Below are 22,697 nucleotides of genomic sequence, written 5' to 3'. Positions count from 1 at the left end.
CAAAGACTTCTATTGTCGCGGCTCGCCCGGCGCCTCCTGCGCCTGGGCCTCGCGCGCGGCGCGCCTGAACAGCCACAAGGCCACGCCAATGGCGCCCAGGTAGGCCGCGCTGGTGCTGGCCGCGGCGCCGAAGGCGCCAAAGCGCGGCACCACCAGCAGGCAGCCCAGGGTGTTGAGGGCCAGCGAGAGCGCGGCGATCAGCCCCGACAGGTGGGGCCGCCCAAGGTGGTTGGTGAAGAAGGCCGAGAGGCTGGAGGCCGCCGCGTAGGCCGCGATGCCCGGCAGCAGCGCCGCCAGCGGCAGGAGCGCGCCGGCATAGGCCTCGCCCAGCACGCGCGGCAGCGCCAGGGCCGCGGCGCCCCACAGCAGCGGCGCGGCGCCCGCGGCCAGCGCCACGTTCATGCGCGCGGCGTGCAGCGCGGTGCGGGCCGCCGCCCGGCTGTCGGGCTGCCCAATGCGGTGGTAGGCCGAGATGGTCAGCGCCGAGGACAGCAGCCACAGCAGCTCGGCCACCTGCACGGCCACCGAGTACACGCCCGCGGCCGCCAGGCCCTCGTTGCGCTCGACCAGGAAGAGCGTGACGCGGTAGTTCAGCAGGCTCACAACGTTGGTGATGCCGATTTCGACCACGAAGCGCGCGTCGCGCCGGAGCCCGCCCCAGGGGGCGTCGGCGGCGGCATCGGCACGGGTCTCGCGCAGCGCCGCGCCCGCGGTGGCCAGGCCCACGAGCGCCTTGGCCGCAACCCAGGCCACGAGCACCGGGCCGAGCAGGTCTGTCGAGCCGCCGACGGGCAGCAGCAGCAGCGCCAGCAGGACGAGCGCGGGCGAGGCGACCTGCGGGAGGTTCAAGGGCGCCATGCGGCCCTGGCCCAGCCACAGCCCGGTGGCGGTGGGCACCAGCAGCAGCAGCGGCGCCACCAGCGCCATGAGGCCCAGGCGGTCGTAGGGCGGGCGGTCCGCGGCGAGGGACCCGGCCAGCAGCACCAGCGAGGCCGCGGCGCCGAAGGCGACGCACACCGCCAGCCAGCGCCGCAGTCCCGCCGCGGGCGGCTCGCGGTGGTGCGAGATGCGCCGCGCCAGCGCCAGGCCGAAGCCGGAGCCCAGGGTGAGCAACAGCGACTCCACGGCGACGAAGAGCGCGAAGGCGCCCTGCACCGCCGGCCCAAGCCGCGCGACGTGGACCATGAGGGCCAGGCCCAGCGCCACGGTGGCGGCGCGCGCGATCAGGTTCAGGCTGGCGCCACGGGCCAGGCCGGCAAGGGACATGGGGATTCGATTTGGGCGGCTGCGAGGGGGCCGCATTGTCGCCGGGCGGGGGTGGCGGCCCGCCGCAGCGGATCAGGGCGAGGCGTCCACGCCCTGGAAAACGTCTGCCAGCGGCACGCCGGCTTCAATCACCGGCAGCGAGAGCACGGCGTCCTCGCTCATGTCGTGGAAAGTCCAGCCGCCGTCGGCGGTGCGCCGGAAAGCCTCGGCGCGGCGCGTGTCGGGATCGAGCAGCACGTACTCGCGCAGTGCGGGAATCCGGCGGTAGAGGGCGAATTTTTGGCTGCGGTCGTAAGCCTGCGTGTTGGGTGAAAGCACTTCAATGACCAGCGCCGGTGCGCGAAAGATCATTTCCGTGGCGAGGTCGGCCTTGTCGCAGGTGACGAACACGTCCGGGTACAGGAGGGTGTCGTCCGCCACCTGCACCTTCATGGATTCGCTGAAGACTTGGCCAGGCGAGCCGTCGAGCACATTGCCCAGATGCCGCACCAGGTTGGCCACCACGCGGCCGTGGCTGCGCCGGCCGCCCACCATCGCAAAGACCTCACCGCGGTGGAATTCGTGGCGGTCGGAGTGAGCGTTCTCCCACTCCAGAAACTCAGCCAGCGACAACTTGTGCTGCGGGACGGCCATGAGCGTGCATTCAGTCCGTAAAGCGTTGCGTTGAATACGGCCCAGTATTGTGCGCTTCTACAATCCGCCCTTTTTCCCGCCGCGAAGCCCTCTTCAGCCATGAGCAGCCACGACCTTCCCCAGACTGACGACAACAAGCTCATCGCCGAGCGGCGCGAAAAACTGGCCGCGCTGCGCGGCCGTGGCGGCGTGGTCTTCCCCAACGACTTCAAGCCCACCCACGACGCGGCCGACCTGCAGCAGCGCTTCGGCCAAACGCCCAACGAGGAGCTGGAGCCGCAAGCCATCGCGGTGGCCGTGGCCGGGCGGCTGATGCTCAAGCGCGTCATGGGCAAGGCCAGCTTCGGCACGCTGCAGGACGCCTCCTTCGGCCCAACCCACGGCCGCGTCCAGCTCTACGTCTCCAAGGCCGACGTGGGCGACGAGGCCTACGACGCCTTCAAGCACAACGACCTGGGCGACATCCTGGGCGCCCAGGGCACCCTGTTCCGCACCCGCTCCGGCGAGCTCTCCATCAAGGTCACGCAGCTTCGCCTGCTCACCAAGAGCCTGCGCCCGCTGCCGGACAAGTTCCACGGCATGGCCGACCAGGAGCAGAAGTACCGCCAGCGCTACGTGGACCTCATCACCGACGAGCACGCCCGCTCGCGCTTCGTGGCCCGCAGCAAGGCCGTGAGCTCCATCCGCCACTACATGGTCGAGCACGGCTTCCTGGAAGTCGAAACGCCCATGCTCCACCCCATCCCCGGCGGCGCCAACGCCAAGCCCTTCGTGACGCACCACAACGCGCTGGACCAGGAAATGTTCCTGCGCATCGCGCCGGAGCTCTATCTCAAGCGGCTGCTGGTGGGCGGCTTCGAGCGCGTGTTCGAGATCAACCGCAACTTCCGCAACGAAGGCATCTCGGTCCGGCACAACCCGGAATTCACGATGATGGAGTTCTACGCGGCCTACTGGAACTACCACGACGTGATGGGCTACACCGAGCAGGTCATCCGCCACGCCGCGCGCCAGGCCACGGGCAGCGCCAAGGTGAGCTACCAGGGCCGCGAGGTGGACCTGGAGCAGCCCTTCGAGCGGCTGTCCATCCGCGACGCCATCGTGAAGTACGTGCCCGAAGTCGGCGCCGAGCGCATTGACGACGAGGCCGCGCTGCGCGCGCAGCTCAAGCACGGCGGCCACGAGGCCCCCGCGCACTGGAACCTGGCGCAACTGCAGTTCGGCGTGTTCGAGGAGTACGTGGAGCACCACCTGTGGGCCCCGACCTTCATCGTGGACCACCCGGTGGAAGTCAGCCCCCTGGCCCGCGCCGCGGACGCCGACCCCACCCGCACCGAGCGCTTCGAGCTCTACATCACCGGGCGCGAGATCGCCAACGGCTTCTCCGAGCTCAACGACGCCGAGGACCAGGCCGAGCGCTTCCTCTCCCAGGTGAAGAACAAGGACGCCGGCGACGAGGAGGCCATGTACTTCGACGCCGACTTCATCCGCGCGCTGGAATACGGCATGCCCCCGGCCGGCGGCTGCGGCATCGGCATCGACCGCCTGGTCATGCTCATCACCGACAGCGCCAGCATCCGCGACGTGATCCTCTTCCCCGCGCTGCGCCGCGAGGGCCAGGTCAACAACGGGCACTGAAGCCCCTGACGCAACCGCCGGCGGCGCCCAAGCGCCGCCGCGGGGACGCCACGCACTCCACACGGCGCCGGCCCGGGACGAACCCGCGCCGGCGCTGCGCTTTTGATCCAGGTGAACCTTCGCACTGCCTGCCGCGCCTACGCTGCGCAGCAAAAGAAGTCGGGGGCAGGAGAACACCAACGCCGAGGAGACCGCGCATGGACCGCCCCCAGGAACCGCTGGACGCCCTGCAATCGCTGCACGCCGTGGAGGCCGCCTGTTGGGCCGAGATGGCCAACGCCGCCGCCTCGCGCGGCCACGCCTGGCGCACCATGACGCTGGCCACCACGGACGGGCGCGAGGCCTTCGCGCGCAGCGTGATCCTGCGCGAGGTGGACGCCGAGGCGCGCGAGCTGCTCTTCTTCACCGACTCGCGCAGCACCAAGGTGCGCCACATCGCCGAGCACCCGCGCGGCACGCTGCTGCTGTGGTCGGCGCAACTGGGCTGGCAGTTGCGGCTGCGCGTGACGCTGGAGGTGGAGACCGCGGGCTTGGCCGTCTCCTCGCGCTGGGCGCAATTGAAGCTCACGCCGGCGGCGCAGGACTACCTCTCGCCCGCCGCCCCCGGCACCCCGCTGTGCCCGCCCTCGCCTGAGCGCGCCTCGCGCGGGCACTTCGCCCTGGTGCACGCCCACGTGCGCGCCCTGGACTGGCTGGAGCTTCAACCCGAGGGGCAGCGCCGCGCCTGTTTCGACGCCCTGGGCGGCAAATGGCTGCAACCCTGAAAACTCATGGTGTGCGCAACATGATCAGCGCAGCCCGGCCATTTGAATCCCGCAGGAAAACAGTTCCGCCATTCAAACGCCAAATTCAACTGCATTCAAATACAGAAACCCAAGATCAATCCCCTATGACCAGCGCTCCGCCCTTTGCGGACATGTATTTTTTTACTACCTCTTCCACACTGCCGGTCATATTGTGATATTCCAGACCCAATATATATCCATATTCCCGGCCGCTGAGCACGCAATGCACCACGCGCACGGGGACCGTGATGAAATCCATGCCGTAGCTTTCCCGGGACAGGGCAAAGCGGAGGCGGCAGGGGGTTTCATGGGGGAAGGGTCGCGGCGCGATCACGCCCACGCCGCCCAGGCTGATGTCCTGCGTGTGCACTTCAATGGGCGGCTGACCGGGAACCAGCAGATGCCCCGTACCGGAGATGAACTTGCGTGGAAAGCGGCGCCGGTCCATGCCGGCTGCGGGCCAACTGGTGTCTTCAGATTCTGGAAACATGGGCGCGGGTTCCCGCTGGAATATGACGGGATCACAAGTGGAACGAGGCCGCCAGTATTGCGGCATCCCTTCGCCGGCCCATGCGGCGGCCGCGCCCGCGAGCCCCACATATCACAGTCCGGCCACCATTGGCCGGACGTTTTCATGGATTCTGCAATCTGGGCCGGTTCAACTGCCGGAGCCCATCATCAAGGAAGTGGCCGCCATGAAGCGGCTGATGGTGGCCATGGTGTTGGGCGGCAAATTGACGAATTGCAGGCCCACCAGAAACCCACGCTGCCGGCCGCTCAATATGCTGTGAACCACCCGCACCGACACGGCCAGAACGTCCATGCCGGCCGGCTCGCGCGGCAGCGTGAAATGCATTTCGCACAGCAGCTCATAAGGCAAATTCAGCGGTGACACCACGCCCATGCCGCCCAAGCTGATGTCCTGCGTGTGCACTTCGAAGGCCGGCCGCCCCGGCACCACCACGTAACCGGTGCCTGAGAGGAATTTGCGCGGGTAAAGCCGCCTGTCCTCGTTCAGGTTGACCCAGGTGACGGCTTCTTCTGTTGCGGACATGACGACTCCCTTGACGACGGCGGCTCGGCCAGTGTGCTCAGCGATGCTTGAAGCTGGGCTTGCGTTTGGTCAGGAAAGCGTCCATGCCCTCCTTCTGGTCCTCGGTGGCGAACATGGAGTGGAAGAGGCCGCGCTCGTAGGCGATGCCTTCGGTGAGCGTGCTTTCAAAAGCGCGGTTGACGCAGTCCTTGGCCATCATCACCGCCGGCAGCCCCCAGCCGCAGATGGCGGCGGCGGCGGCAAGCGCCTCCTGCATCAACTGGCCGGCGGGTACCACGCGCGACACCAGCCCGGCGCGCTCGGCTTCCTGCGCGTCCATCATGCGGCCGGTGAGGATGAGGTCCATGGCCTTGCTCTTGCCGATGGCGCGGGGCAGCCGCTGCGTGCCGCCGGCGCCGGGCATGATGCCGATCTTGATTTCCGGCTGGCCGAACTTGGCCGTGTCGGCGGCGATGATGAAGTCGCACATCATGGCCAGCTCGCAGCCGCCGCCCAAGGCAAAGCCGGAGACGGCGGCGATCACGGGCTTGCGCACCTGGCGGATGGTTTCCCAGTTGCGGGTGATGAACCGGGTCTTGAACACGTCCATGAAGTCGCGCTTGGCCATGGCGGCGATGTCGGCGCCGGCGGCAAAGGCCTTTTCGCTGCCGGTGATCACGATGCAGCCCACCGCGTCGTCGGCGTCGAAGGCCAGGAGCGCCTGGCCCAGCTCGTCCATGAGCGGGTCGTTCAGGGCGTTGAGCGCCTTGGGCCGGTGCAGCGTGATCACCGCCGTCTTGAGCGCGCCGTCCTCGCCGCCGTGCAGCGCCGTCATCAGGTTTTCGAATTCCATGGGGTGTCTTCTCTGTCGGGGAGTTCAGGTGCGGCGATGACTATAAGCGCCGCACCCCGGGACCCGGGGAATTGACGGGGGAGGCTTCCCCCGCGGCCCCCGGCGGCGGCCTTCAGCGCGACTGCAGCGGCAGCCGCTTGAGCCGCAGGTCGGCCCACACGTCGGCGGACTGGCGTATGAGCAGCCGCACGGGCAGGTATTGCAGCGACGGCGCAAACCAGGCCTCGGCCGTCATGACCTCGCCCGCCACGGGCTCGCGCCTGGGCTTCACGTGCACGGCGCTGAGGCGGCCCAAGGGGGTTTCGATCTCCTCCTCGCCCAACACGTCGTAGGTCCACGGGTCCAGCCGGCGCGGCAGCGCCAGGGGCAGCTCCACCGCGTTGCCGCGGCGCAGCAGCGAGGGCTGCAGCGTGAAAAGCCAGGTGAGCTGGACGAACTGGCTGGCCGAGTCCTGCACGCCGGCCATGGGCACGCGGCGCGAGCCGTTGGCCAGGACGATGGCGTCGTCCTCGAAGCGCACGGTGGCGCGGCGCGGGGAGAGGAAACCCAGTTGCGTTTCCTCGTCGTAGCGGCGCGGGGACAGGCCGCGGCTGTTGACCTCGCCGTCGCTGGTCATGCGCCGTGTCATCAGCGGCGCGAAGCCGGGGCCCACCACCACTTCCAGCCGCACCTGGTAGCGCCTGTCCTGGCGCAGCCACAGCACGCGGGCGCTGCCGTGCACCTCACCGCGGTACCAGCCGCCGAGCTCGTATTCGAGCTGGGTGGAGGGCGGCCAGTCGCGCAGCGGGTCGGCTACGGCGGTGGCGGCCGGGTCCACGGGCGCGACGGGGACGGCGGAAGCGGCCGGGTCCGGCGGCAGCGGGGCGGAAGCGGCCGCGACGGCGGCAGGCGCGGACGCCGCGGGCGCCGGGTCGGAGGCGGCCTTGGCCACGGTGGATGCAGTCTCGGCCGGGGCGGAAGCCGCCGCCTGCGGCGCCGAGGCGGCGGCTTCGGCGGCAGCCGCGTCCTGGGCGGAAGGCTCCTGGGCGGCCTCTTTCGGCAGCTCTTGCGGCGGTTCCTCTCGCGGTGGTTCCTCGCGCGGCTTGGGCGCCGAGGCGGCCTCGGCCGGCTTGGGTGGCGCCTTGGCCACGGGCGGCGGCGGCGGTGGCTTGGGCGGTGCGGCGGGCGGCGGCGGCGGCACGGTGGGTGCGAGCTCGCGGACGAAGGCGACCTCGATCGGCGGCGGCGGGGCGTCGGCCTGCGGCAGCGACAGCGCGACCTCGTCCAGCAGCCGCACGTGCGCCAGCAGCACGGCCAGGGCCAGCAGGGTCAGGGCGAGCAGGCGGCGGCGCGGGCGAAGCCGAGGCCTGAAGTTCGAGGGCATGGCGCGTCAGGCCGGCTGCGTCAGTACTTGCGGCGACGACGCACCGCCCGCCCTCACCCCAGCAGCCACGCCTTGCGCCGCGCCTTGGCCTCCTCGGCCACGCCCTCGTCCACCGCCAGGGCGACGGTGCCCGGGTGGTCGGCGGGCGGCGCGACGTGGCAGGTCAGCACGCGCTGGTTGCGCACCAGCAGCAGCTCGAACGGGGCGCCCACGGTGAGCCATTGCTGCGCGTCGTCCAGCCGGCGCACGCGCCAGCGGTCCACGGCCAGCAGCTCGTCCCCGGCCGACACGCCCGCGCGCTCCGCGGCGCTGCCGCGCAGCACCGCGCGCACCTGCACGCCCGTCACCGGCCCTTCGCTCAGGCGCAGGCCCAGCGCGGCGGCAAAGCCCTGGGGCTCGGCCTTCCAGGCCACGCCCATGCGCTCCAGCAGCGGGCGCACGTCCACGTCCTGCGTGCCGTGCACCCAGCGGCGCAGCTCCTCGGCCAGCGAGCGCCCGGCCACCTGCTGCACGGCCAGCGCGATGTCGTCCTCGCCGATGGGGCCGCCGCCGCTGTCGCGCCAGAGGGTGCGCATCACCTCGTCCAGCGAGCCGCCGCCGCTGCCGCGCAGCGTCAGATCCAGCGCCAGCGCCACCAGCGCGCCCTTGGCGTAGTAGCTCACCGTGGCGTTGGGCGTGTTCTCGTCGGCCCGGTAGTACTTGACCCAGGCGTCGAAGCTGGACTGCGCCACGCTCTGCACGAAGCGCCCCGGCGTGGCCAGCACGCCGTTCAGGTTCTTGGCCACCAGCTTCAGATAGCGCGCCTCGTCGATGAGCCCCGCGCGCACCAGCAGCAGGTCGTCGTAGTAGGAGGTGAAGCCTTCGAAGAACCACAGGAGCTGGGTGTAGTTCTCCTGCGTGTAATCCAGGGCGTGGAACTCGCGCGGCTTCATGCGCTTGACGTTCCAGCTGTGGAAGTACTCGTGGCTGATGAGGCCCAGCAGGGTGACGTAGCCGTCGGTGAGCGCGGCGGCGGGCGTGCCGCGGCGCGGCAGGTCGCGGCGCGAGGCGATCAGCGCCGTGCTGGCGCGGTGTTCCAGGCCGCCGTAGCCGTCTTCCACCACGTTGAGCAGGAAGACGTAGCGCTCAAAGGGCGCAGCCTCGTCCTGCGGGTGCCAGAAGGCGATCTGCGCCTGGCAGATGCGCCGCGCGTCGTTCAGCAGCCGCTCGCCGTCGAAGCCGGGCCAGGCGCCGGCCACGATGAATTCATGCGGCACGCCGGCCGCTTCGAAGCTGCCGCGCCAGAAGCGGCCCAGCTCGAAGGGGTGGTCGACCAGCTCGTTGTAGTCGGCGGCGGCGTAGGCGTGGGCCCCGGCGCCAGGCGCGGCGGACATGGCGGTGGCGACGTCCCAGCCTTCGGGCAGCGGGCCGAAGCTGATGCCGTGGGGCTCGTGCTCGCGGCCTTCGACGCGCAGGCACAGGCTGGTGCCGTTGAAGAAGCCGCGGTCGGCGTCCAGGAAGGCGGTGCGCACCGAGGTGTCGAAGGCGTAGGCCAGGCAGCTCACTTCCAGCGGTGCGCCGTTGCCGGCGGCGGCGTCGCAGCGCGCCACCCAGGTGGTCTTGTCCAGCTGCTGCAGCGGCACGTCGCGGCCGCCCTGGCGGGCGTGCAGCCCCGAGAGGTGGCGGCCGAACTCGCGCACCATGTAGCTGCCCGGTATCCACACCGGCAGGCTCAGCCGCTGCTCGGCGGCGGGTTGCGGCACGGTGAGCGTGACGCGCCAGAGGTGAGAGGCGGCGTCCTCGACGTCAATGCGGTACTGGATCATGGCTGCGGGCGATGGTCAGGCGTTGAACGACAGGGCCGCCGCGCCGGCGCCCCGGGGAATGGGGCGTGTCGGGCAGCTCAGGTGCCCGCCGCGCCCAGGAAGCAGCTCAGCGCGCCCACGGCGGTGAGGCGAAAGCGCAAGGTCAGCCAGGCCTGCAGGCCCAGCGAGGGGTAGACGCGGCGGTCCACCAGGTAGCAGGCCACCAGCAGCACGCCCTGCAGCACCAGGCCGGCGTAGGGCGGCATCAGGAGCGCCACCCAGGCCAGCAGCGAGGGCACCACGCCCCAGGTGAAGAGGCGCGGCTGGCCGTGTATGAAACCCAGCCCCCAGTGGATGCCGCCGAGGAAGGAGACGATGAGCGCCGCGTAGGCGGCCAGCACGTCCACGACGTAGGGGTGCGCATCCGGACGGACGAACCACACCAGCAACGCACCGAGGACGAAGGGAATCAGTCCGGCATAGCCCAGGCGCAGCGCGGGCTGCACGGGCAGGTAGGGGCCGGATGGGGCGACGGTGACGGGCGTATGCATGTGCAACATTGTGCCGCCGCACCCCCTTGCGGCCGGCTGACCCGGTGGGCCCGGCGCGACACCGGCCGGTGTCCTGGCCGGGACAGCGGCCGCAGGGCCGATCAGGACTTGCGGGCGCTCTCGGCAAGCTGCTTCTCGACCTCGGCGGCGGAGACGGCGCCGGGCACGCGGGTGCCGTCCTCGAATATCAGCGCCGGCGTACCCTGCACGCGGTGCTTCTTGCCGAAGGCCACGTTGCGCTCCAGCGCGGCGGTGTCGCAGTCGCCGCCCATGCTGCGCGGCGGGGTGACGCCGCCCAACATCCAGTCGCGCCAGGTCTTGCCCTGGTCCTTGGCGCACCAGATGGCCTTGGACTTCACGTCCGAGTCCGGCCCAAGGATGGGATAGAGGAAGGTGTAGACCGTGACGTCCTTGATGGTGGCCAAGTCCTTCTCGAAGCGCTTGCAGTAGCCGCAGTTGGGGTCCACGAACACGGCGAGCTTGCGCGAGCCGTTGCCCTGCTTGATGACCACGGCGTCCTTGAGCGGCAGGCTGGCGAACTCGATGGCGGTGAGCTTGTTGAGCCGCGCCTCGGTGAGGTTGGTCTTGGTGCGGGTGTCGACGATCTGGCCCTGGATGAGGTGGTCGCCCTTGTCGTCGGTGTACATGACGTCGGTGCCGATGCGCACCTCCCACAGGCCCGGCACGGTGGTGCGGCTGACCTCGTCGATCTTGGGCAGGTTGGGCAGCCGCTCGGCGAGGTTCTTGCGGATCTGCGCCTCCTGCGCCACGGCGCCGAAGGCGGCCGCGGCCAGCAGCGCCGAGAGGGCCAGGCGTTGCAGGCCCCGGGGGGCGGCGGGGGATTCGGTGCGCTTCATGGCGGCTCCTTAGGTGCCCAGGGCGCGGCCGGCGAGCCAGCGCTTGAGCGGCGTGAGTTGATTGACCAGGTCGAGGCCGCGGTTGCGCAGCTCGCGCAGCACGGGGGCGTCCTGTTCGAAGAGGTGCAGCAGGCCGTCGGTGAGCTGCTGCATGGCCATCGTCGGCACGGCGCGCTCGCGCACGTAGCGGCGCAGCAGCTTTTCGTCGGAAAGGGGCCGCCACGGCTCGCGCTGCGCGATGACCAGCGCCAGCGCCTGCACGTCGCCCAGGCCCAGGTTCAGGCCCTGGCCGGAGAGCGGGTGCACGGTGTGGGCCGAGTCGCCCAGCAGCACCCAGCCGGGGCCGCACAGGGCTTCAGCACGCGAGAGCTGCAAAGGCCAGCCGACGCGGGGGCCGTCCAGCTTCAAGGTGCCGGCGGCGCCGCCCGTGGCTTCATTCAAGGCGGCGTCGAAGTCGGCGTCGGACAGGGCCTGCAGGGCCTGCGCGCGCTCGGCGGGCATGGACCACACCAGCCCGTAGGAGCACCGCGGCTGCGGCCGGTCGAAGGGCAGCAGGGCCAGGATGTCGGGGCTGCGGAACCACTGCCGCGCCACGCCCTCGTGCGGCCGGTCGGCCACCAGGCGCGCGGCCACGGCGGTGTGGCCATAGGGCTTCACCTGGAAATTCACGCCGAGCGCCTCGCGGGTGGCGGAGTGCTTGCCTTCGCACAGCGCCGTGAGCGTGGCCTGCACTTGGGCGTCGGCCGGCAGCTTGGTGACGTGGGGGGCGAAGCGGATGGCGGTGGCCAGGGCTTCGTCCAGCGCCTGCGCGTCCACGATCCAGCACAGCGCGTCCACGCACTGGCCCCAGGCCGAGAACTCCAAGCGGCTGCCGTGGGCGTCGCCGTGCACCAGCATTTCGGAGACGGCGGTGGCGGCGTCGGCCGGCATCGCGTCCCAGACCTTCAGGTTGCGCAGCAGGTTCACCGCCTGCGCGTTGAGCGCGTAGGCGCGCACGTCCGGGCCGGCGCCGCGGGGCGGCGAGGCCAGCAGCGCGACGCTCAAACCTTGGCGGGAGAGCGCCAGCGCCAGGCTGCGGCCCACCGCACCGGCGCCGCGCACGGCGATGTCGTAGGAACTCATGCCAGGAATTGTAGGCAGCGCCGCCAACCCATCCTTTCAGGGGGATGCGCGGGTAGGATGCCGGCCCTCCCCCGTCCCCTCCGAGGCTTTATCCGTGAGCGACCTCTCCCTGCGCCTGCACTCGCTGTTTACGTATCCGGTGAAGTCCTGCGCCGGCATCGCGCTGCAACAGGCCCACCTCACGGCCACCGGGCTGGAATACGACCGTGCCTGGATGCTGGTGGACGCGGACGGCGATTTCGCCAGCCAGCGCCAGTGGCCGCGCATGCAGCTCATCCGGCCCAGCTTCGAGGGCGACACGCTGCTGCTGCACGCGCCTGACATGCTGCCGCTGGCGCTGCCGCTGGAAGTCCAGGGCACGCCGCGCCAAGTGAAGGTCTGGGACGACGAGGTGACGGCGCTGGACCAGGGCGACGCCGCCGCAAACTGGTTCGAGGCCGCCGTGGGCACGCCGCTGCGGCTGGTGCGCTTCGACCCGGCGCAGCGCCGGCTGTCGCAAGCGAAGTGGAGCGCCGGTGTGGAGGCGGAGAACGCCTTCAGCGACGGGTTTCCCATCCTGGTGGCTTCGACGGCGTCGCTGGCTGAGCTGAACGCGCGGCTGGCGTCGCGCGGCCAGCCGCCGGTGACCCTGGAGCGTTTCCGGCCCAACGTGGTGCTGGACGGGCTGGAAGACGCCAACGGCGAAGACTTCATCGACACGCTGGATTTCGAAGGCGGCGTGCAGTTGAAACTCGTGAAGCCGTGCGTGCGCTGCTCGATTCCCAACGTCGATCCGGCCACCGCCGAGCGCGGCCACGAGCCGGGCGACACGCTGGCCACCTACCGAGCCGATGCGCGCATGAAGGGGCGCATCACCTTCGCCATGAACGCCGTGATCACGGCCGGCGTGGGCGCCGGGCTGCGCGTGGGCGAGGCGGTGGAAGCGGAGCTGGCCGTCTGAAGCCGTGTGAGAAACGCCGCGCCGGCGCCGCCGCGCAAGCCCCGTGCGGGGCTGGTCAAGGGGCCGGGCGACTAGAATTTCGCCCCTCTTCGGCCTCTTGCGCCGCCTTCCGCTTTTCAGCCTTCTTACCCGGAATCTCCCCATGAGCCTCAAGTGCGGCATCGTGGGCCTGCCCAACGTGGGCAAGTCCACCCTCTTCAATGCGCTGACCAAGGCGGGCATCGCTGCCGAGAACTACCCCTTCTGCACCATCGAGCCCAACGTGGGCGTGGTGGAGCTGCCCGACCCGCGGCTGGACAAGCTGTCGGAAATCGTGAAGCCGGAGCGCGTGGTGCCGGCCATCGTGGAATTCGTGGACATCGCCGGCCTGGTGGCGGGCGCGTCCAAGGGCGAAGGCCTGGGCAACCAGTTTCTCTCGCACATCCGCGAGACGGACGCCATCGTCAACGTGGTGCGCTGCTTCGAGGACGAGAACGTCATCCACGTGGCCGGCAAGGTGGACCCGATTGCCGACATCGAGGTGATCCAGACCGAGCTGTGCCTGGCCGACCTGGGCACGGTCGAGAAAAGCCTGCACCGCTACGTCAAGGCCGCGCGGTCGGGCAACGACAAGGAAGCCGCCGCGCTGGTCAAGGTGCTGGAGAAGTGCCAGGCCGCGCTGGACCAGGCCAAGCCGGTGCGCACGATTGACTTCAGCAAGGAAGAGCTGGTCATTCTCAAGCCGCTGTGCCTGATCACGGCCAAGCCGGCGATGTTCGTGGGCAACGTGGCCGAGGACGGCTTCGAGAACAACCCCTTCCTGGACCGCCTGCAGGAGTACGCCGCCAGCCAGAACGCCCCGGTGGTGGCCATCTGCGCCAAGACCGAGTCCGAGCTGGCCGACATGGAAGACGAAGACCGCGCCATGTTCCTGGCCGAGATGGGGCAGGACGAGCCGGGCTTGAACCGCCTGATCCGCGCCGCCTTCAAGCTGCTGGGCCTGCAGACCTACTTCACCGCCGGCGTGAAGGAAGTGCGCGCCTGGACCATCCACATCGGCGACACCGCCCCGCAGGCCGCGGGCGTGATCCACACCGACTTCGAGCGCGGCTTCATCCGCGCGCAGACCATCGCGTTTGACGACTTCATCGCCTACAAGGGCGAGCAAGGCGCCAAGGACGCCGGGAAGATGCGCGCCGAGGGCAAGGAATACGTGGTCAAGGATGGCGACGTGATGAACTTCCTGTTCAACGTCTGATCCCGCGCCGGCCGCTTGGGCGCTGAAAGCGCGCCCCGCCGCGCCGCCTCGCCAAGCTTCTACAGCCCCGCCCATCCTCGCGATGGCGGGGCTTTTCGTTGGGCGCTGCGCCGCCTGTAACCACTCCACGCCTCGCCGGTATAAGCCCCTGACAAGACAAAAACAGGGGGTCGACGTGGACGCAGCGGGAGCCGAGCCGCCGTTGGCGCGCACCGTGGCGCGCGCCGCCGCGGGCGATCGCGCGGCCTACGCGGCGCTGGTGCGGCAGTTCCAGCGCCCGCTGTTCGCCTTCCTGGGCCGCATGGGGCTGCGCCAGGCCGAGGCCGAGGAACTGGCGCAAGACACCTTCATTCGCGCCTGGCAGCACCTGCCCCGCTACGACGCGGCGCAGGGCGCCTTCTCCACCTGGCTCTTCACCATCGCCCGCCGCCTGGCGCTCAACGCGCTGGACCGCGCCGAGCACCAGCGGCTGCAGGGCGGGCTGGACTTATCCGCCGACGACGGCGCCGCGGCGCCCGCGTGCGACGCCCCCGGCCCGGCGCAGGCCCTGCAGGCGCGCCAGGACGGCGCCGCGCTGCAGGCCGCGCTGCGCCGCCTGCCCCCGCACGACCGCAGCGTGCTGGCGCTGGCCTACGTGCACGAGCTGTCGCTGGCCGACGTGGCCCGCATCGAGGACTGCACGCCCGCCGCCGCCAAGGCCCGGCTGCACCGCGCCCGCGAACGGCTGCGCCAGGCGCTGGCCGACGCATCACACCTTCCCGCACGGGAGCAAGCATGAATCACCTGCCTGAGGACGACGAGCGCTGGCTGGACGAGGCCCTGGACGCGCCGCTGCTGCTGCCGCCCGCCGATTTCACCGAGCGCGTGATGGCCGCGCTGCCGCCGCCCGCCGTACCGCCCTCGCCCGCCGCACTGGCCCGCCAGCGCGCCGCGCGCTGGCTCAAGGCGCTGGCGCTGGCCGCCGGCGGCACCGCGGGGCTGGCGCAGGCGCTGTCCTTCGCCTGGGGCCTGTGGACGGCCACGACCCTGGGCGCGGGCTGAAGGCGCTGCGCATCACCGCCATTCCACCAGCCCGGGGCGCGCACCGCACCGGGCCCGCCAAGACACATCGAGGAGAGGACGGAACCGTCATGAATCCGCTGGACCTGAACCTGCGCACCGCCGCCGCCGTGCGCCCGCAGCCGGCACGGGCTGCTTTGAAATCGCTGGTCCTGCCCGGGCTGGGGCAGTGGCACAACGGGCAGATAGACCGCGCGGCCTGGTTCTTCCTGGCCTTCGCCTTCCTGTGCGTGCCGGCCATGGCCGTGGTGGCGCTGTGGCTGCCGCCCTCCTGGACGGCGCCGGCGCTGGCGCTGGGGCTGCTGCTGACGCTGGGCGTGTGGGCGGGCTCGGTGGTGGACGCCTGGCGCACGGCGCGGCGCGGCGATCTGCCCGCGGCCGACCCGCTGCCCGGCCTCGCCACCGCCGGCACGCCGGTGTGGCGCATGGCGGGGGTGACGCTGCTGCTCGTCGTCCTGTTCGACGTGGTGGCACTGCCGCTGCTCATCATCACCGTGCGCGCCTACGTGGTGGAGCCCTTCCGCATTCCGTCCGGCAGCATGGCGCCGGCGCTGTGGCCGGGCGACTTCGTCTTTGCCGACAAGCGCTATGCCCGCAACTTCGGCGCACCGGTGCGGCGCGGCGACGTGGCCATCTTTACCTACCCCAACGACCGCACCGTGCTCTACGTCAAGCGCGTGGTGGCGCTGCCGGGCGACAAGGTGCAGATGCGCGGTACCGAGCTGCTGGTCAACGGCGAGCCCTCGCCCGTGCCGGACGCGCCGCAGCCGCCGGCCGCCGAACTGCAAACGGCGCACGTGCCGCCGGGCAGCTTGTCGACTGACAAGCGGCCGGCGCAGTGGGACATGGTCGTCCCGCCGGGGCAGGTGTTCGTCCTGGGCGACAACCGCGTGGCCAGTGTGGACTCGCGCGACTTCGGCACCGTGCCCATGCACGACGTGGTCGGCCGCGTGCGGCAGATCTGGTTCTCCTGGGGAGCGGATGGCGTGCGCTGGCAGCGGCTGGGGCGCGTAATGAAGTGAGTAGTCTCCCGCTTAGCACTCCTACACCACGAGTGCTAATATTTTGGGAACCAAACGCACACCCCCCGTGTCTGAGCACTCCATGAACATGTCCTCTGCGAATGCTGTTGCTCTGCGTGACCCGTGGGCCCTGGTGCCGTCGCTCGGCAACCTGGACGCCTACATCACCGCCGTCAACCGGATCCCGCTGCTGACGGCTGAAGAAGAGAAGGACTGCGCCACCCGGCTGCGCGACCATGGCGACGTGCAGGCCGCCGGTCGCCTGGTGCTGTCGCACCTGCGCCTGGTGGTGTCGGTCTCGCGCCAATACCTGGGCTATGGGCTGCCGCACGGCGACCTGATCCAGGAAGGCAACGTGGGCCTGATGAAGGCCGTCAAGCGCTTCGACCCCGACCAGGGCGTGCGCCTGGTCAGCTACGCGCTGCACTGGATCAAGGCCGAGATCCACGAGTACATCCTGCGCAACTGGCGCATGGTCAAGCTGGCCACGACCAAGGCGCAGCGCAAGCTGTTCTTCAACCTGCGCTCGCTCAAGCAGGGTTTCAAGAACGAGGCCGAATCCGGCCGCAGCTGGCGCAATTCGCTCAGCGGCGACGAGGTGCGTACGGTGGCCGAGCAGCTCAACGTGAAGGCCGAGGAAGTGCGCGAGATGGAAACGCGCCTGTCCGGCGGCGACGTCGCGCTGGAACCCCAGGGCGACGACAGCGAGGAAATGACCTTCGCCCCCATCGCCTACCTGGCCGACGAGGCAAGCGAGCCCACCCGCGTGCTGGAGGCGCGCCGCCGCGACGTGATGGCCAGCGACGGCATCCTGCGCGCGCTGGACGCGCTGGACGCGCGCAGCCGCCGCATCGTCGAGCAGCGCTGGTTGCAGGTGAATGACGACAACTCCGGCGGCAAGACACTGCACGAGCTGGCCGAGGAGTACGGCGTCAGCGCCGAGCGCATCCGCCAGATCGAGGTCGCGGCCATGAAGAAGATGCGCAAGGCCATGGAGGCCACGGCGGCCTGAACGGCGGGGCCGCGCAGGCACCCTGCTTCTTCAAGTCTGCCCAAACGACGACGGCCCCCGCGGGGGCCGTCTGCTTTTGTGGCGCCTATCCGCCGCCGTTCAGGCCGGGGCGGTATTGGACAGCAGCTTCTTGATGTCGTCGGCCAGTGCCTGCGGACCACCGGCACCGTAGCGGCTGAACAGGCGCACGCGGCCTTGCGGGTCATAGATGTAGCTGCCGGCGGTGTGGTCCAGGGTGTAGGCGTCGTCGGTCTTGCCCGGCACCTTCATGTAGAAAACCTTGAACTCGCGCGCCAGCGCCTTGAGCTGCGTGGGCTCGGGGCGCAGGGCGATGAAGCCGGCGTCGAAGTTTTTCACGTAGGCGCTCAGCAGCTCCGGTGTGTCGCGCTCGGGGTCCAGCGTCACGAAGATGCCTTGCACCTTGTCGCCGTCGGCGCCCAGCGAACGCTTGACCTCGGCCAGCTCGGCCAGCGTGGTGGGGCACACGTCCGGGCAATGCGTGTAGCCGAAGAAGACCACGACCACCTTGCCCTTGAACTCGGAAAGCGTGCGCACCTTGCCCTGGGCGTCCGGCATCTCCAGCTTGCCGGCGTAGTCGGCGCCGGTGATGTCCACGGCGTTGAACGTGGCGACGGTGGCCTTGGGCTGAGCGGCCTCGCCGCCGCTGCCGACGCGATCGCAACCGGACAGGGCCAGCAGCAGGGAGGAGACGCCGGCCAGGGTGAAGCTGCGGCGTGAGGCGCGATGGGTGATGCAGCGTGAGGTCACAGGGCTATCCATGGGCTCAGGTAGTGGTCCAGCAGCAGCGCCGCGAACAGCAGCGACAGGTACAGGATGGAGAAGCGGAAGGTCTTGCGCGCTTGGGCGTCGCTGTAGTCACGCCACAGTTTCCAGGCGTAAGCGATGAAGAGGCCGCCCAGCACCAGCGCGGACACGAGATAGGTCAGGCCGCTCATGCCGTAGAGCCAGGGCAGCAGCGTGGCGGCCAGCAGCACCAGGCTGTAGAGCAGCACCTGCAGCCGCGTGAACTCCGAGCCATGGGTGACGGGCAGCATGGGCAACCCGGCACGGCGGTAGTCCTCGGTGCGGTACAGGGCCAGGGCCCAGAAGTGCGGCGGCGTCCACAGGAAGATGATGAGGCACAGCATCAGCGCCTCCGGACCCACGTCGCCGCGCACGGCGGCCCAGCCCAGCACCGGCGGCATGGCGCCGGAGGCGCCGCCGATGACGATGTTCTGCGGCGTCATGGGCTTGAGCACCACCGTGTAGATCACGGCGTAGCCGACGAAGGTGGCGAAGGTCAGCACCATGGTCAGCGGGTTCACGAAGGCCCACAGCAGCGCACTGCCCGCGGCGCACAGCAGCGCGGAAAAGAGCAGCGTCTGCCGGTTGCCGAGTTGCCCGCGCGCGGTGGGCCGCCAGGCCGTACGCGACATGCGGGCGTCTATGTGCTGCTCCACGACACAGTTGAAGGCAGCCGCGGCTGCGGCCACCAGCCAGATGCCGGCCGTGGCCGCCAGCACCGTGACGGCCGGCGGCAGCCCCGGCGCGGCCAGCAGCATGCCTATGAGAGCACAGAACACGATGAGCTGCACCACGCGCGGCTTGGTCAGCGCATAGAACTGGCGCCACAGCGGGATGTGTACCTGCGAGGCGTTGCGCACGGCAGCGGCGGTGCCGGCCACGGGTGGTGGGGTCACGGAGGAATGGGTTGCGCTTTGGGTCATGGGTATCTCACTCCGGGAGCCAGTGCGGGCTGCGTACCGCGGCGAGCGGGTAAAACTTGGCGCGCGCCGCGGTGGGCACGCATGAGCATCATGCTCAGGATCACGATCAGGGCGGCGGCGCCGCCGGTGTGGCCCACGGCGGCCAGCAGCGGCCAGCCCAGCACCACGTTGGACACGCCGCTGGCAAGCTGCCACCCGCCCACCGCGAGCAGCGCGCATGCCCAGCGCCGCGCCTGTGCCTCATCCAGGCGCCACAGCCGCCAGGCCATCAAGACCAGCGCGGCGAGCACCGCCAATGCCATCAGCCGGTGCGTGAAGTGGATGGCGGTGAGTGCGGCAAACGGCAAGTAATCACCGTCGCCGGTATTACCCAGCGCGCGCTGCAAAGTAAAACCGTGCTGGAAGTCCATGTCCGGCCACCAGCGACCCTGGCAGGTCGGGAAATCGCCGCAGGCCAGCACCGCGTAGTTGGTGCTGACCCAACCGCCCAGAGCCATTTGCGCCACGGCCAGGGCGGCCAGCGCCCACAGGCCACGGCGCAGGCCGGCGGGCAACGCCAGCGGGCGGCTGTCCGGCCCGTCGAAGGCCTGGGATTGCGCGGCCAGCAGCGCCAGCAGCCCCAGGCCGCCGAGCAGGTGCGCGGTGACGATGGCCGGGTAGAGCTTCATGGTCACCGTCAGCGCGCCGAAGGCGCCCTGCATGCACACCCACAGCAGCGTCGCGCCGGCCCACCAGGAAGAAATCACGCCCGGCGTACCGCGGCGGTGCAGCCGCCAGCTCATGGCGGCCAGCACCGTGATCAGCACCCCGACGGCGGTGGCGAAGTAGCGGTGCAGCATCTCTATCCACGCCTTGGCATGCGTCACCGGTCCGTCCGGCAGCAACGACTGTGCGGCGGCGATGTGGTGCTGCGCGCCCAAGGGACTTGCGTTGCCGTAGCAGCCGGGCCAGTCGGGACAGCCCAGGCCGGAGTCGGTGAGCCGGGTGAAGGCGCCAAAGAGCACGAGGTCGAAGCACAGGAACAGCGTGAGCGCGGTGAGCGCGCGCAGCCGCGCCGCGGAGCCGCGGTGGCGCAAGGCGATCCAGGCCAGCGGCACCAGCGCCAGCACGGCACCCAAGAGGGCCATGCGCAGCAGCGGCGAGAGGTCCCAGGCGGCAACGGTCGTCATGGGCTACCTCAGCGTCCTTCGCGATCCCAACTGGCCGAGGCGCGCAGCAGCCGCTCCAGGTCACGCTTGAGCTTGGCGGGGTCGGGGCGCAGGGGGGCGCGCATCATCCATTGCCCCATGGGATCGACGATGTAGATGTGCGAGGCCAGCGACTCGCCCGGCGCAGGCTGCAGCCACTGCGCCACCTGCATGGCGTCGGCACGCAGGATGTGCGCGGCGCCGGTGTCCTGCACTGCCTTTTGCAGCGCCGCCGGGGGCATCTGCGTGTCGGTGACCAGCCAGACCTTGTCGATGCGCTCGCGCTCGCGGCCGGTCATCTCGCGAAGCTGGCGCTGCAGGTAGAGCAGCTTTTCGCAGTCGCTGTCGCAGTCGCCGCTGCCGGCCACGACCAGCAGCCACTGGCCCTTGAGCGAATCGGCCGGCACGCTCTGGCCCTCCAGCGTGCTCAGCGTGAGCGCGGGCATGGGGTGCGGCGGCTCAATCAGCGCGGCGTAGTTGCTGCGGCCCTCGGGGCGGACGACGAAATAGGTGAAGTAGGAGGCGACCACGGGCGAAGCGCACACCAGCAGCACCAACAGCATCTTCAAACGCCCGCTGCGCGTGCGCCGCGCCTGCGCGTCGAGCTCAGGCCGGGGCATGGAATGCACCGTCAGGCCCAGCGGCTCAGGCGGCACGCCGGCGGGGGCGGAGGAGTTGGAACCAGACATAAAGACCCGTGATCAGCGCCGCCAGTGAGAACCACTGGACGGCATAGCCGTAGTGCTTGTGCACGTCCACCGCCGGCAAGGGCCAGTGGCGGCGCAGCCCGTCATCGGCAACAGGCGCCGCCGCATCATCGAGCTGCAGCAGTGTGAGGGGACGCAGCGAGAGGTGGGTCTCGTGCGCAAAGGCGTCCAGGGCGAGATTTTGACGGATGGGTCCTGTCTCACTGCCCTGCGGGGTGAATTCGTAGAGGCGGGCCGGCGAGCCCTCTATGCGCGCCGTAATGGCCACGGGCTGCGCCGGCGTGGGAATGGCCGGCAGCCGGGTACGCTCCTGCATGTCGCGCGGCACCCAGCCGCGCTGCACCAGCACCGCGCTGCCGTCGTCCAATTGCAGCGGCGTGAGGACGAAGAAGCCGGGACGCGCGTCCATCTGTCGGTTGTCGAGAAAGACCGTGCGTTCCGCCAGCCAGCGGCCCTGCACGATGACACGCCTGTGCAGTTGCTGTTCGGCTTGCTGTGGCGTGCGAGCCAGGCCGGGCGCGGGCAACGGGGGCAGTGCGGCATGGGCATCGACGGCCTGCTGCAACGATTCCTTTTGCGCCGCACGGTCCAGTTGCCACCAGCCCAGCCGAGCGGTCAGCGAGGTGCCCAGCACGGCCGCCAGCGCCACCATCGTCCGCCGCGCACGCAGGCTCAACATGGACACCGGCCTGCGAGCGGTGCGGTGCCAGAATGGGCGCCCATGAAGTTCATCATCGTGCTGGTGCTGCTGGGCATCTTGGGCGCACTGGCCAGCGCCGGCGTGCTGATGCTGCGCAAGCGGCCGCCGGAAGCGGGAACGGCCGGACAGCCCGATAAACGCATGGCGCGCGCGTTGGCGCTGCGGGTTGGGCTGTCGGTGGCGCTGTTCCTGTTCATTCTTTTCAGCTACTGGATGGGCTGGATACAGCCCACCGGCCTCCCCGTGGCGCGCTGAGGGCCTGGCGCCGCGCCTGGATGGCGTTGACGGGCGCGCAATTGCGCGCCCTGCGGCTTCAGAGCCAGTAGACCAGCAGGTACAGGCCCAGCCAGACCACGTCCACGAAGTGCCAGTACCAGGCCGCGCCCTCGAACCCGAAGTGGCGTTCGGGGGTGAAGTGGCCCTTCATCAGCCGCAGTGTGATGAACAGCAGCATCAGCATGCCCACGAAGACGTGGAAGCCGTGGAAGCCGGTGAGCATGAAGAAAGTGGAGCCGAAGATGCCGGAGCTGAGCTTGAGGTTGAGTTCCTGATAGGCGTGGTGGTATTCGAAGGCCTGCACGCACAGGAAGGTCGCACCCAGCAGCACCGTGAGCCACATCCAGGCAATGGCCTTGGCACGGCGGCCAGCGATGAGGGCATGGTGGGCGATGGTCAGCGTCACGCCGGAGGTCAGCAGCAGCGCGGTATTGATGGTGGGCAGCGGCCACGGGCCTATGGTGCTGAAGGGCTCGACGATGCCGGCCGGCGAGGCAGTATTGCCGGGCTGGTCGGTGGGCCAGGCCGCCTTGAAGTCCGGCCACAGCAGGCTGTTTTCCAGGCTACCCAAGGTGGGCACGGTGTAGAAGCGCGACCAGAACAGCGCCCCGAAGAAGGCACCAAAGAACATCACCTCCGAGAAGATGAACCAGCTCATGCTCCAGCGGTAGGAGATGTCGATGTTGCGGCCGTAGAGGCCGCCCTCGCTCTCGCGCACCGCGTCGCTGAACCACTGGAACATGACCACGGCCCACCACAGCAGGCCGAACAGCAGCGAGTAGGCGCCCCAGCCATGGCCGTTGATCCATTGGGCCGCGCCCAAGATCACGAAGAACAGGCCAATGGCCGTCATCAGCGGATGCCGTGACGGACTGGGTACGAAGTAGTTGGGCACGCTGCCTTGGTGCGTCACTGCGGACATGCTTGCTCTCTCCTCGACGGTTG

The 22,697-nt window shown here is 70.0% G+C and carries 25 protein-coding genes; 9 read left to right on the top strand and 16 right to left on the bottom strand.

Annotated features, from left to right (window positions below; all coding sequences use genetic code 11):
- Positions 1 to 9 precede the first annotated feature (9 nt).
- Positions 10 to 1,266 carry an MATE family efflux transporter gene (locus tag SM757_RS07950; RefSeq protein WP_322465037.1) on the bottom strand — a complete coding sequence of 419 codons (1,257 nt, stop codon included), beginning with the start codon at positions 1,264 to 1,266 and terminating at the stop codon, positions 10 to 12.
- 72 nt (positions 1,267 to 1,338) lie between these two features.
- Positions 1,339 to 1,899: a Uma2 family endonuclease gene (locus SM757_RS07945; protein ID WP_322465036.1), complete on the bottom strand. Its 561-nt coding sequence runs from the start codon at positions 1,897 to 1,899 to the stop codon at positions 1,339 to 1,341.
- A gap of 99 nt (positions 1,900 to 1,998) precedes the next feature.
- Here SM757_RS07945 and lysS point away from each other — a divergent pair, with 99 nt between their 5' ends.
- Entirely contained in the window at positions 1,999 to 3,537 is a 1,539-nt protein-coding gene (lysS, locus tag SM757_RS07940) for a lysine--tRNA ligase (RefSeq protein ID WP_066337452.1), read from the top strand.
- A gap of 197 nt (positions 3,538 to 3,734) precedes the next feature.
- A complete protein-coding gene (locus SM757_RS07935; protein WP_322465035.1) occupies positions 3,735 to 4,301 on the top strand; it encodes a pyridoxamine 5'-phosphate oxidase family protein in 567 nt (188 codons plus the stop codon).
- A 115-nt stretch (positions 4,302 to 4,416) separates the two neighbouring features.
- Here the strand turns inward: SM757_RS07935 and SM757_RS07930 are convergent, their stop codons facing one another.
- The 8 genes from SM757_RS07930 to SM757_RS07895 form a co-directional block, all read right to left on the bottom strand.
- Complete coding sequence (locus tag SM757_RS07930; RefSeq protein WP_322465034.1) at positions 4,417 to 4,812, bottom strand: PilZ domain-containing protein; 396 nt, start codon at positions 4,810 to 4,812, stop codon at positions 4,417 to 4,419.
- 168 nt (positions 4,813 to 4,980) lie between these two features.
- Positions 4,981 to 5,376 (bottom strand): PilZ domain-containing protein, encoded by a 396-nt coding sequence (locus SM757_RS07925; RefSeq protein ID WP_322465033.1) that lies wholly within the window; start codon positions 5,374 to 5,376, stop codon positions 4,981 to 4,983.
- A gap of 37 nt (positions 5,377 to 5,413) precedes the next feature.
- Entirely contained in the window at positions 5,414 to 6,190 is a 777-nt protein-coding gene (locus tag SM757_RS07920; RefSeq protein WP_322465093.1) for an enoyl-CoA hydratase, read from the bottom strand.
- A 130-nt stretch (positions 6,191 to 6,320) separates the two neighbouring features.
- On the bottom strand, positions 6,321 to 7,571 hold the full coding sequence (locus SM757_RS07915; protein ID WP_322465032.1) for a DUF3108 domain-containing protein: 1,251 nt from the start codon (positions 7,569 to 7,571) through the stop codon (positions 6,321 to 6,323).
- Between the two features lie 53 nt (positions 7,572 to 7,624).
- Entirely contained in the window at positions 7,625 to 9,376 is a 1,752-nt protein-coding gene (locus SM757_RS07910; RefSeq protein ID WP_322465031.1) for a M61 family metallopeptidase, read from the bottom strand.
- A gap of 77 nt (positions 9,377 to 9,453) precedes the next feature.
- Complete coding sequence (locus SM757_RS07905) at positions 9,454 to 9,906, bottom strand: DUF3429 domain-containing protein (RefSeq protein ID WP_066337436.1); 453 nt, start codon at positions 9,904 to 9,906, stop codon at positions 9,454 to 9,456.
- Positions 9,907 to 10,007: 101 nt separating this feature from the next.
- Positions 10,008 to 10,763 (bottom strand): DsbC family protein, encoded by a 756-nt coding sequence (locus SM757_RS07900; protein WP_322465030.1) that lies wholly within the window; start codon positions 10,761 to 10,763, stop codon positions 10,008 to 10,010.
- A gap of 9 nt (positions 10,764 to 10,772) precedes the next feature.
- Positions 10,773 to 11,885 (bottom strand): FAD-dependent monooxygenase, encoded by a 1,113-nt coding sequence (locus SM757_RS07895; RefSeq protein WP_322465029.1) that lies wholly within the window; start codon positions 11,883 to 11,885, stop codon positions 10,773 to 10,775.
- Between the two features lie 94 nt (positions 11,886 to 11,979).
- Between SM757_RS07895 and SM757_RS07890 the strand changes: the two genes are divergently transcribed.
- From SM757_RS07890 to rpoH, 6 genes are all read left to right on the top strand, one after another.
- Positions 11,980 to 12,825 (top strand): MOSC domain-containing protein, encoded by an 846-nt coding sequence (locus tag SM757_RS07890; protein WP_066337432.1) that lies wholly within the window; start codon positions 11,980 to 11,982, stop codon positions 12,823 to 12,825.
- 142 nt (positions 12,826 to 12,967) lie between these two features.
- Complete coding sequence (gene ychF, locus SM757_RS07885; protein ID WP_066337430.1) at positions 12,968 to 14,062, top strand: redox-regulated ATPase YchF; 1,095 nt, start codon at positions 12,968 to 12,970, stop codon at positions 14,060 to 14,062.
- Between the two features lie 175 nt (positions 14,063 to 14,237).
- A complete protein-coding gene (locus SM757_RS07880; protein ID WP_322465028.1) occupies positions 14,238 to 14,840 on the top strand; it encodes an RNA polymerase sigma factor in 603 nt (200 codons plus the stop codon).
- Positions 14,837 to 15,103 (top strand): hypothetical protein, encoded by a 267-nt coding sequence (locus tag SM757_RS07875; protein ID WP_322465027.1) that lies wholly within the window; start codon positions 14,837 to 14,839, stop codon positions 15,101 to 15,103. Before SM757_RS07880 ends, SM757_RS07875 begins: the two co-directional genes overlap by 4 nt.
- Before the next feature lie 89 nt (positions 15,104 to 15,192).
- On the top strand, positions 15,193 to 16,143 hold the full coding sequence (lepB, locus tag SM757_RS07870) for a signal peptidase I (protein ID WP_322465026.1): 951 nt from the start codon (positions 15,193 to 15,195) through the stop codon (positions 16,141 to 16,143).
- Positions 16,144 to 16,225: 82 nt separating this feature from the next.
- The gene (rpoH, locus tag SM757_RS07865; RefSeq protein WP_322465025.1) at positions 16,226 to 17,155 is read left to right on the top strand and encodes an RNA polymerase sigma factor RpoH; all 930 of its coding nucleotides are present in this window, start codon (positions 16,226 to 16,228) and stop codon (positions 17,153 to 17,155) included.
- Between the two features lie 99 nt (positions 17,156 to 17,254).
- Here rpoH and SM757_RS07860 read toward each other — a convergent pair whose 3' ends face one another.
- The 5 genes from SM757_RS07860 to SM757_RS07840 are packed head-to-tail and all read right to left on the bottom strand — an operon-like array spanning position 17,255 to position 21,455.
- Entirely contained in the window at positions 17,255 to 17,923 is a 669-nt protein-coding gene (locus SM757_RS07860) for an SCO family protein (protein WP_322465024.1), read from the bottom strand.
- Positions 17,920 to 18,882: a heme o synthase gene (cyoE, locus tag SM757_RS07855; RefSeq protein WP_322465023.1), complete on the bottom strand. Its 963-nt coding sequence runs from the start codon at positions 18,880 to 18,882 to the stop codon at positions 17,920 to 17,922. The genes SM757_RS07860 and cyoE overlap by 4 nt, the downstream gene beginning before the upstream one ends.
- The gene (locus SM757_RS07850) at positions 18,879 to 20,051 is read right to left on the bottom strand and encodes a COX15/CtaA family protein (RefSeq protein WP_322465022.1); all 1,173 of its coding nucleotides are present in this window, start codon (positions 20,049 to 20,051) and stop codon (positions 18,879 to 18,881) included. Before SM757_RS07850 ends, cyoE begins: the two co-directional genes overlap by 4 nt.
- Before the next feature lie 8 nt (positions 20,052 to 20,059).
- Positions 20,060 to 20,758 (bottom strand): SCO family protein, encoded by a 699-nt coding sequence (locus SM757_RS07845; RefSeq protein WP_066337418.1) that lies wholly within the window; start codon positions 20,756 to 20,758, stop codon positions 20,060 to 20,062.
- On the bottom strand, positions 20,715 to 21,455 hold the full coding sequence (locus SM757_RS07840) for an SURF1 family protein (RefSeq protein WP_322465021.1): 741 nt from the start codon (positions 21,453 to 21,455) through the stop codon (positions 20,715 to 20,717). The genes SM757_RS07845 and SM757_RS07840 overlap by 44 nt, the downstream gene beginning before the upstream one ends.
- A 42-nt stretch (positions 21,456 to 21,497) precedes the next feature.
- Between SM757_RS07840 and SM757_RS07835 the strand changes: the two genes are divergently transcribed.
- A complete protein-coding gene (locus SM757_RS07835) occupies positions 21,498 to 21,731 on the top strand; it encodes a twin transmembrane helix small protein (RefSeq protein ID WP_066337415.1) in 234 nt (77 codons plus the stop codon).
- A gap of 58 nt (positions 21,732 to 21,789) precedes the next feature.
- Here SM757_RS07835 and SM757_RS07830 read toward each other — a convergent pair whose 3' ends face one another.
- Positions 21,790 to 22,674, bottom strand: coding sequence for a cytochrome c oxidase subunit 3 (locus SM757_RS07830; protein ID WP_066337412.1), 885 nt, complete (start codon positions 22,672 to 22,674; stop codon positions 21,790 to 21,792).
- Positions 22,675 to 22,697 lie beyond the last annotated feature (23 nt).

The sequence above is a fragment of the Azohydromonas lata genome (assembly GCF_034427735.1).
GTDB lineage: Bacteria > Pseudomonadota > Gammaproteobacteria > Burkholderiales > Burkholderiaceae_C > Azohydromonas > Azohydromonas lata.
This window is presented reverse-complemented; position numbering and strand designations above follow the sequence as displayed.

What these genes read in the sequence shown, in the direction of transcription:
- SM757_RS07915 (WP_322465032.1), bottom strand. Translation starts at nt 7,571, where the DNA reads ATGCCCTCGAACTTCAGGCCTCGGCTTCGCCCGCGCCGCCGCCTGCTC.
- rpoH (WP_322465025.1), top strand. Translation starts at nt 16,226, where the DNA reads ATGAACATGTCCTCTGCGAATGCTGTTGCTCTGCGTGACCCGTGGGCC.
- SM757_RS07925 (WP_322465033.1), bottom strand. Translation starts at nt 5,376, where the DNA reads ATGTCCGCAACAGAAGAAGCCGTCACCTGGGTCAACCTGAACGAGGAC.
- SM757_RS07920 (WP_322465093.1), bottom strand. Translation starts at nt 6,190, where the DNA reads ATGACGGCGCTGCACGGCGGCGAGGACGGCGCGCTCAAGACGGCGGTG.
- SM757_RS07850 (WP_322465022.1), bottom strand. Translation starts at nt 20,051, where the DNA reads ATGACGACCGTTGCCGCCTGGGACCTCTCGCCGCTGCTGCGCATGGCC.
- SM757_RS07945 (WP_322465036.1), bottom strand. Translation starts at nt 1,899, where the DNA reads ATGGCCGTCCCGCAGCACAAGTTGTCGCTGGCTGAGTTTCTGGAGTGG.
- SM757_RS07950 (WP_322465037.1), bottom strand. Translation starts at nt 1,266, where the DNA reads ATGTCCCTTGCCGGCCTGGCCCGTGGCGCCAGCCTGAACCTGATCGCG.
- SM757_RS07830 (WP_066337412.1), bottom strand. Translation starts at nt 22,674, where the DNA reads ATGTCCGCAGTGACGCACCAAGGCAGCGTGCCCAACTACTTCGTACCC.
- SM757_RS07875 (WP_322465027.1), top strand. Translation starts at nt 14,837, where the DNA reads ATGAATCACCTGCCTGAGGACGACGAGCGCTGGCTGGACGAGGCCCTG.
- lysS (WP_066337452.1), top strand. Translation starts at nt 1,999, where the DNA reads ATGAGCAGCCACGACCTTCCCCAGACTGACGACAACAAGCTCATCGCC.
- SM757_RS07930 (WP_322465034.1), bottom strand. Translation starts at nt 4,812, where the DNA reads ATGTTTCCAGAATCTGAAGACACCAGTTGGCCCGCAGCCGGCATGGAC.
- SM757_RS07895 (WP_322465029.1), bottom strand. Translation starts at nt 11,885, where the DNA reads ATGAGTTCCTACGACATCGCCGTGCGCGGCGCCGGTGCGGTGGGCCGC.
- SM757_RS07835 (WP_066337415.1), top strand. Translation starts at nt 21,498, where the DNA reads ATGAAGTTCATCATCGTGCTGGTGCTGCTGGGCATCTTGGGCGCACTG.
- SM757_RS07905 (WP_066337436.1), bottom strand. Translation starts at nt 9,906, where the DNA reads ATGCATACGCCCGTCACCGTCGCCCCATCCGGCCCCTACCTGCCCGTG.
- SM757_RS07900 (WP_322465030.1), bottom strand. Translation starts at nt 10,763, where the DNA reads ATGAAGCGCACCGAATCCCCCGCCGCCCCCCGGGGCCTGCAACGCCTG.
- ychF (WP_066337430.1), top strand. Translation starts at nt 12,968, where the DNA reads ATGAGCCTCAAGTGCGGCATCGTGGGCCTGCCCAACGTGGGCAAGTCC.
- SM757_RS07840 (WP_322465021.1), bottom strand. Translation starts at nt 21,455, where the DNA reads ATGTTGAGCCTGCGTGCGCGGCGGACGATGGTGGCGCTGGCGGCCGTG.
- SM757_RS07910 (WP_322465031.1), bottom strand. Translation starts at nt 9,376, where the DNA reads ATGATCCAGTACCGCATTGACGTCGAGGACGCCGCCTCTCACCTCTGG.
- SM757_RS07935 (WP_322465035.1), top strand. Translation starts at nt 3,735, where the DNA reads ATGGACCGCCCCCAGGAACCGCTGGACGCCCTGCAATCGCTGCACGCC.
- lepB (WP_322465026.1), top strand. Translation starts at nt 15,193, where the DNA reads ATGAATCCGCTGGACCTGAACCTGCGCACCGCCGCCGCCGTGCGCCCG.
- cyoE (WP_322465023.1), bottom strand. Translation starts at nt 18,882, where the DNA reads ATGACCCAAAGCGCAACCCATTCCTCCGTGACCCCACCACCCGTGGCC.
- SM757_RS07845 (WP_066337418.1), bottom strand. Translation starts at nt 20,758, where the DNA reads ATGTCTGGTTCCAACTCCTCCGCCCCCGCCGGCGTGCCGCCTGAGCCG.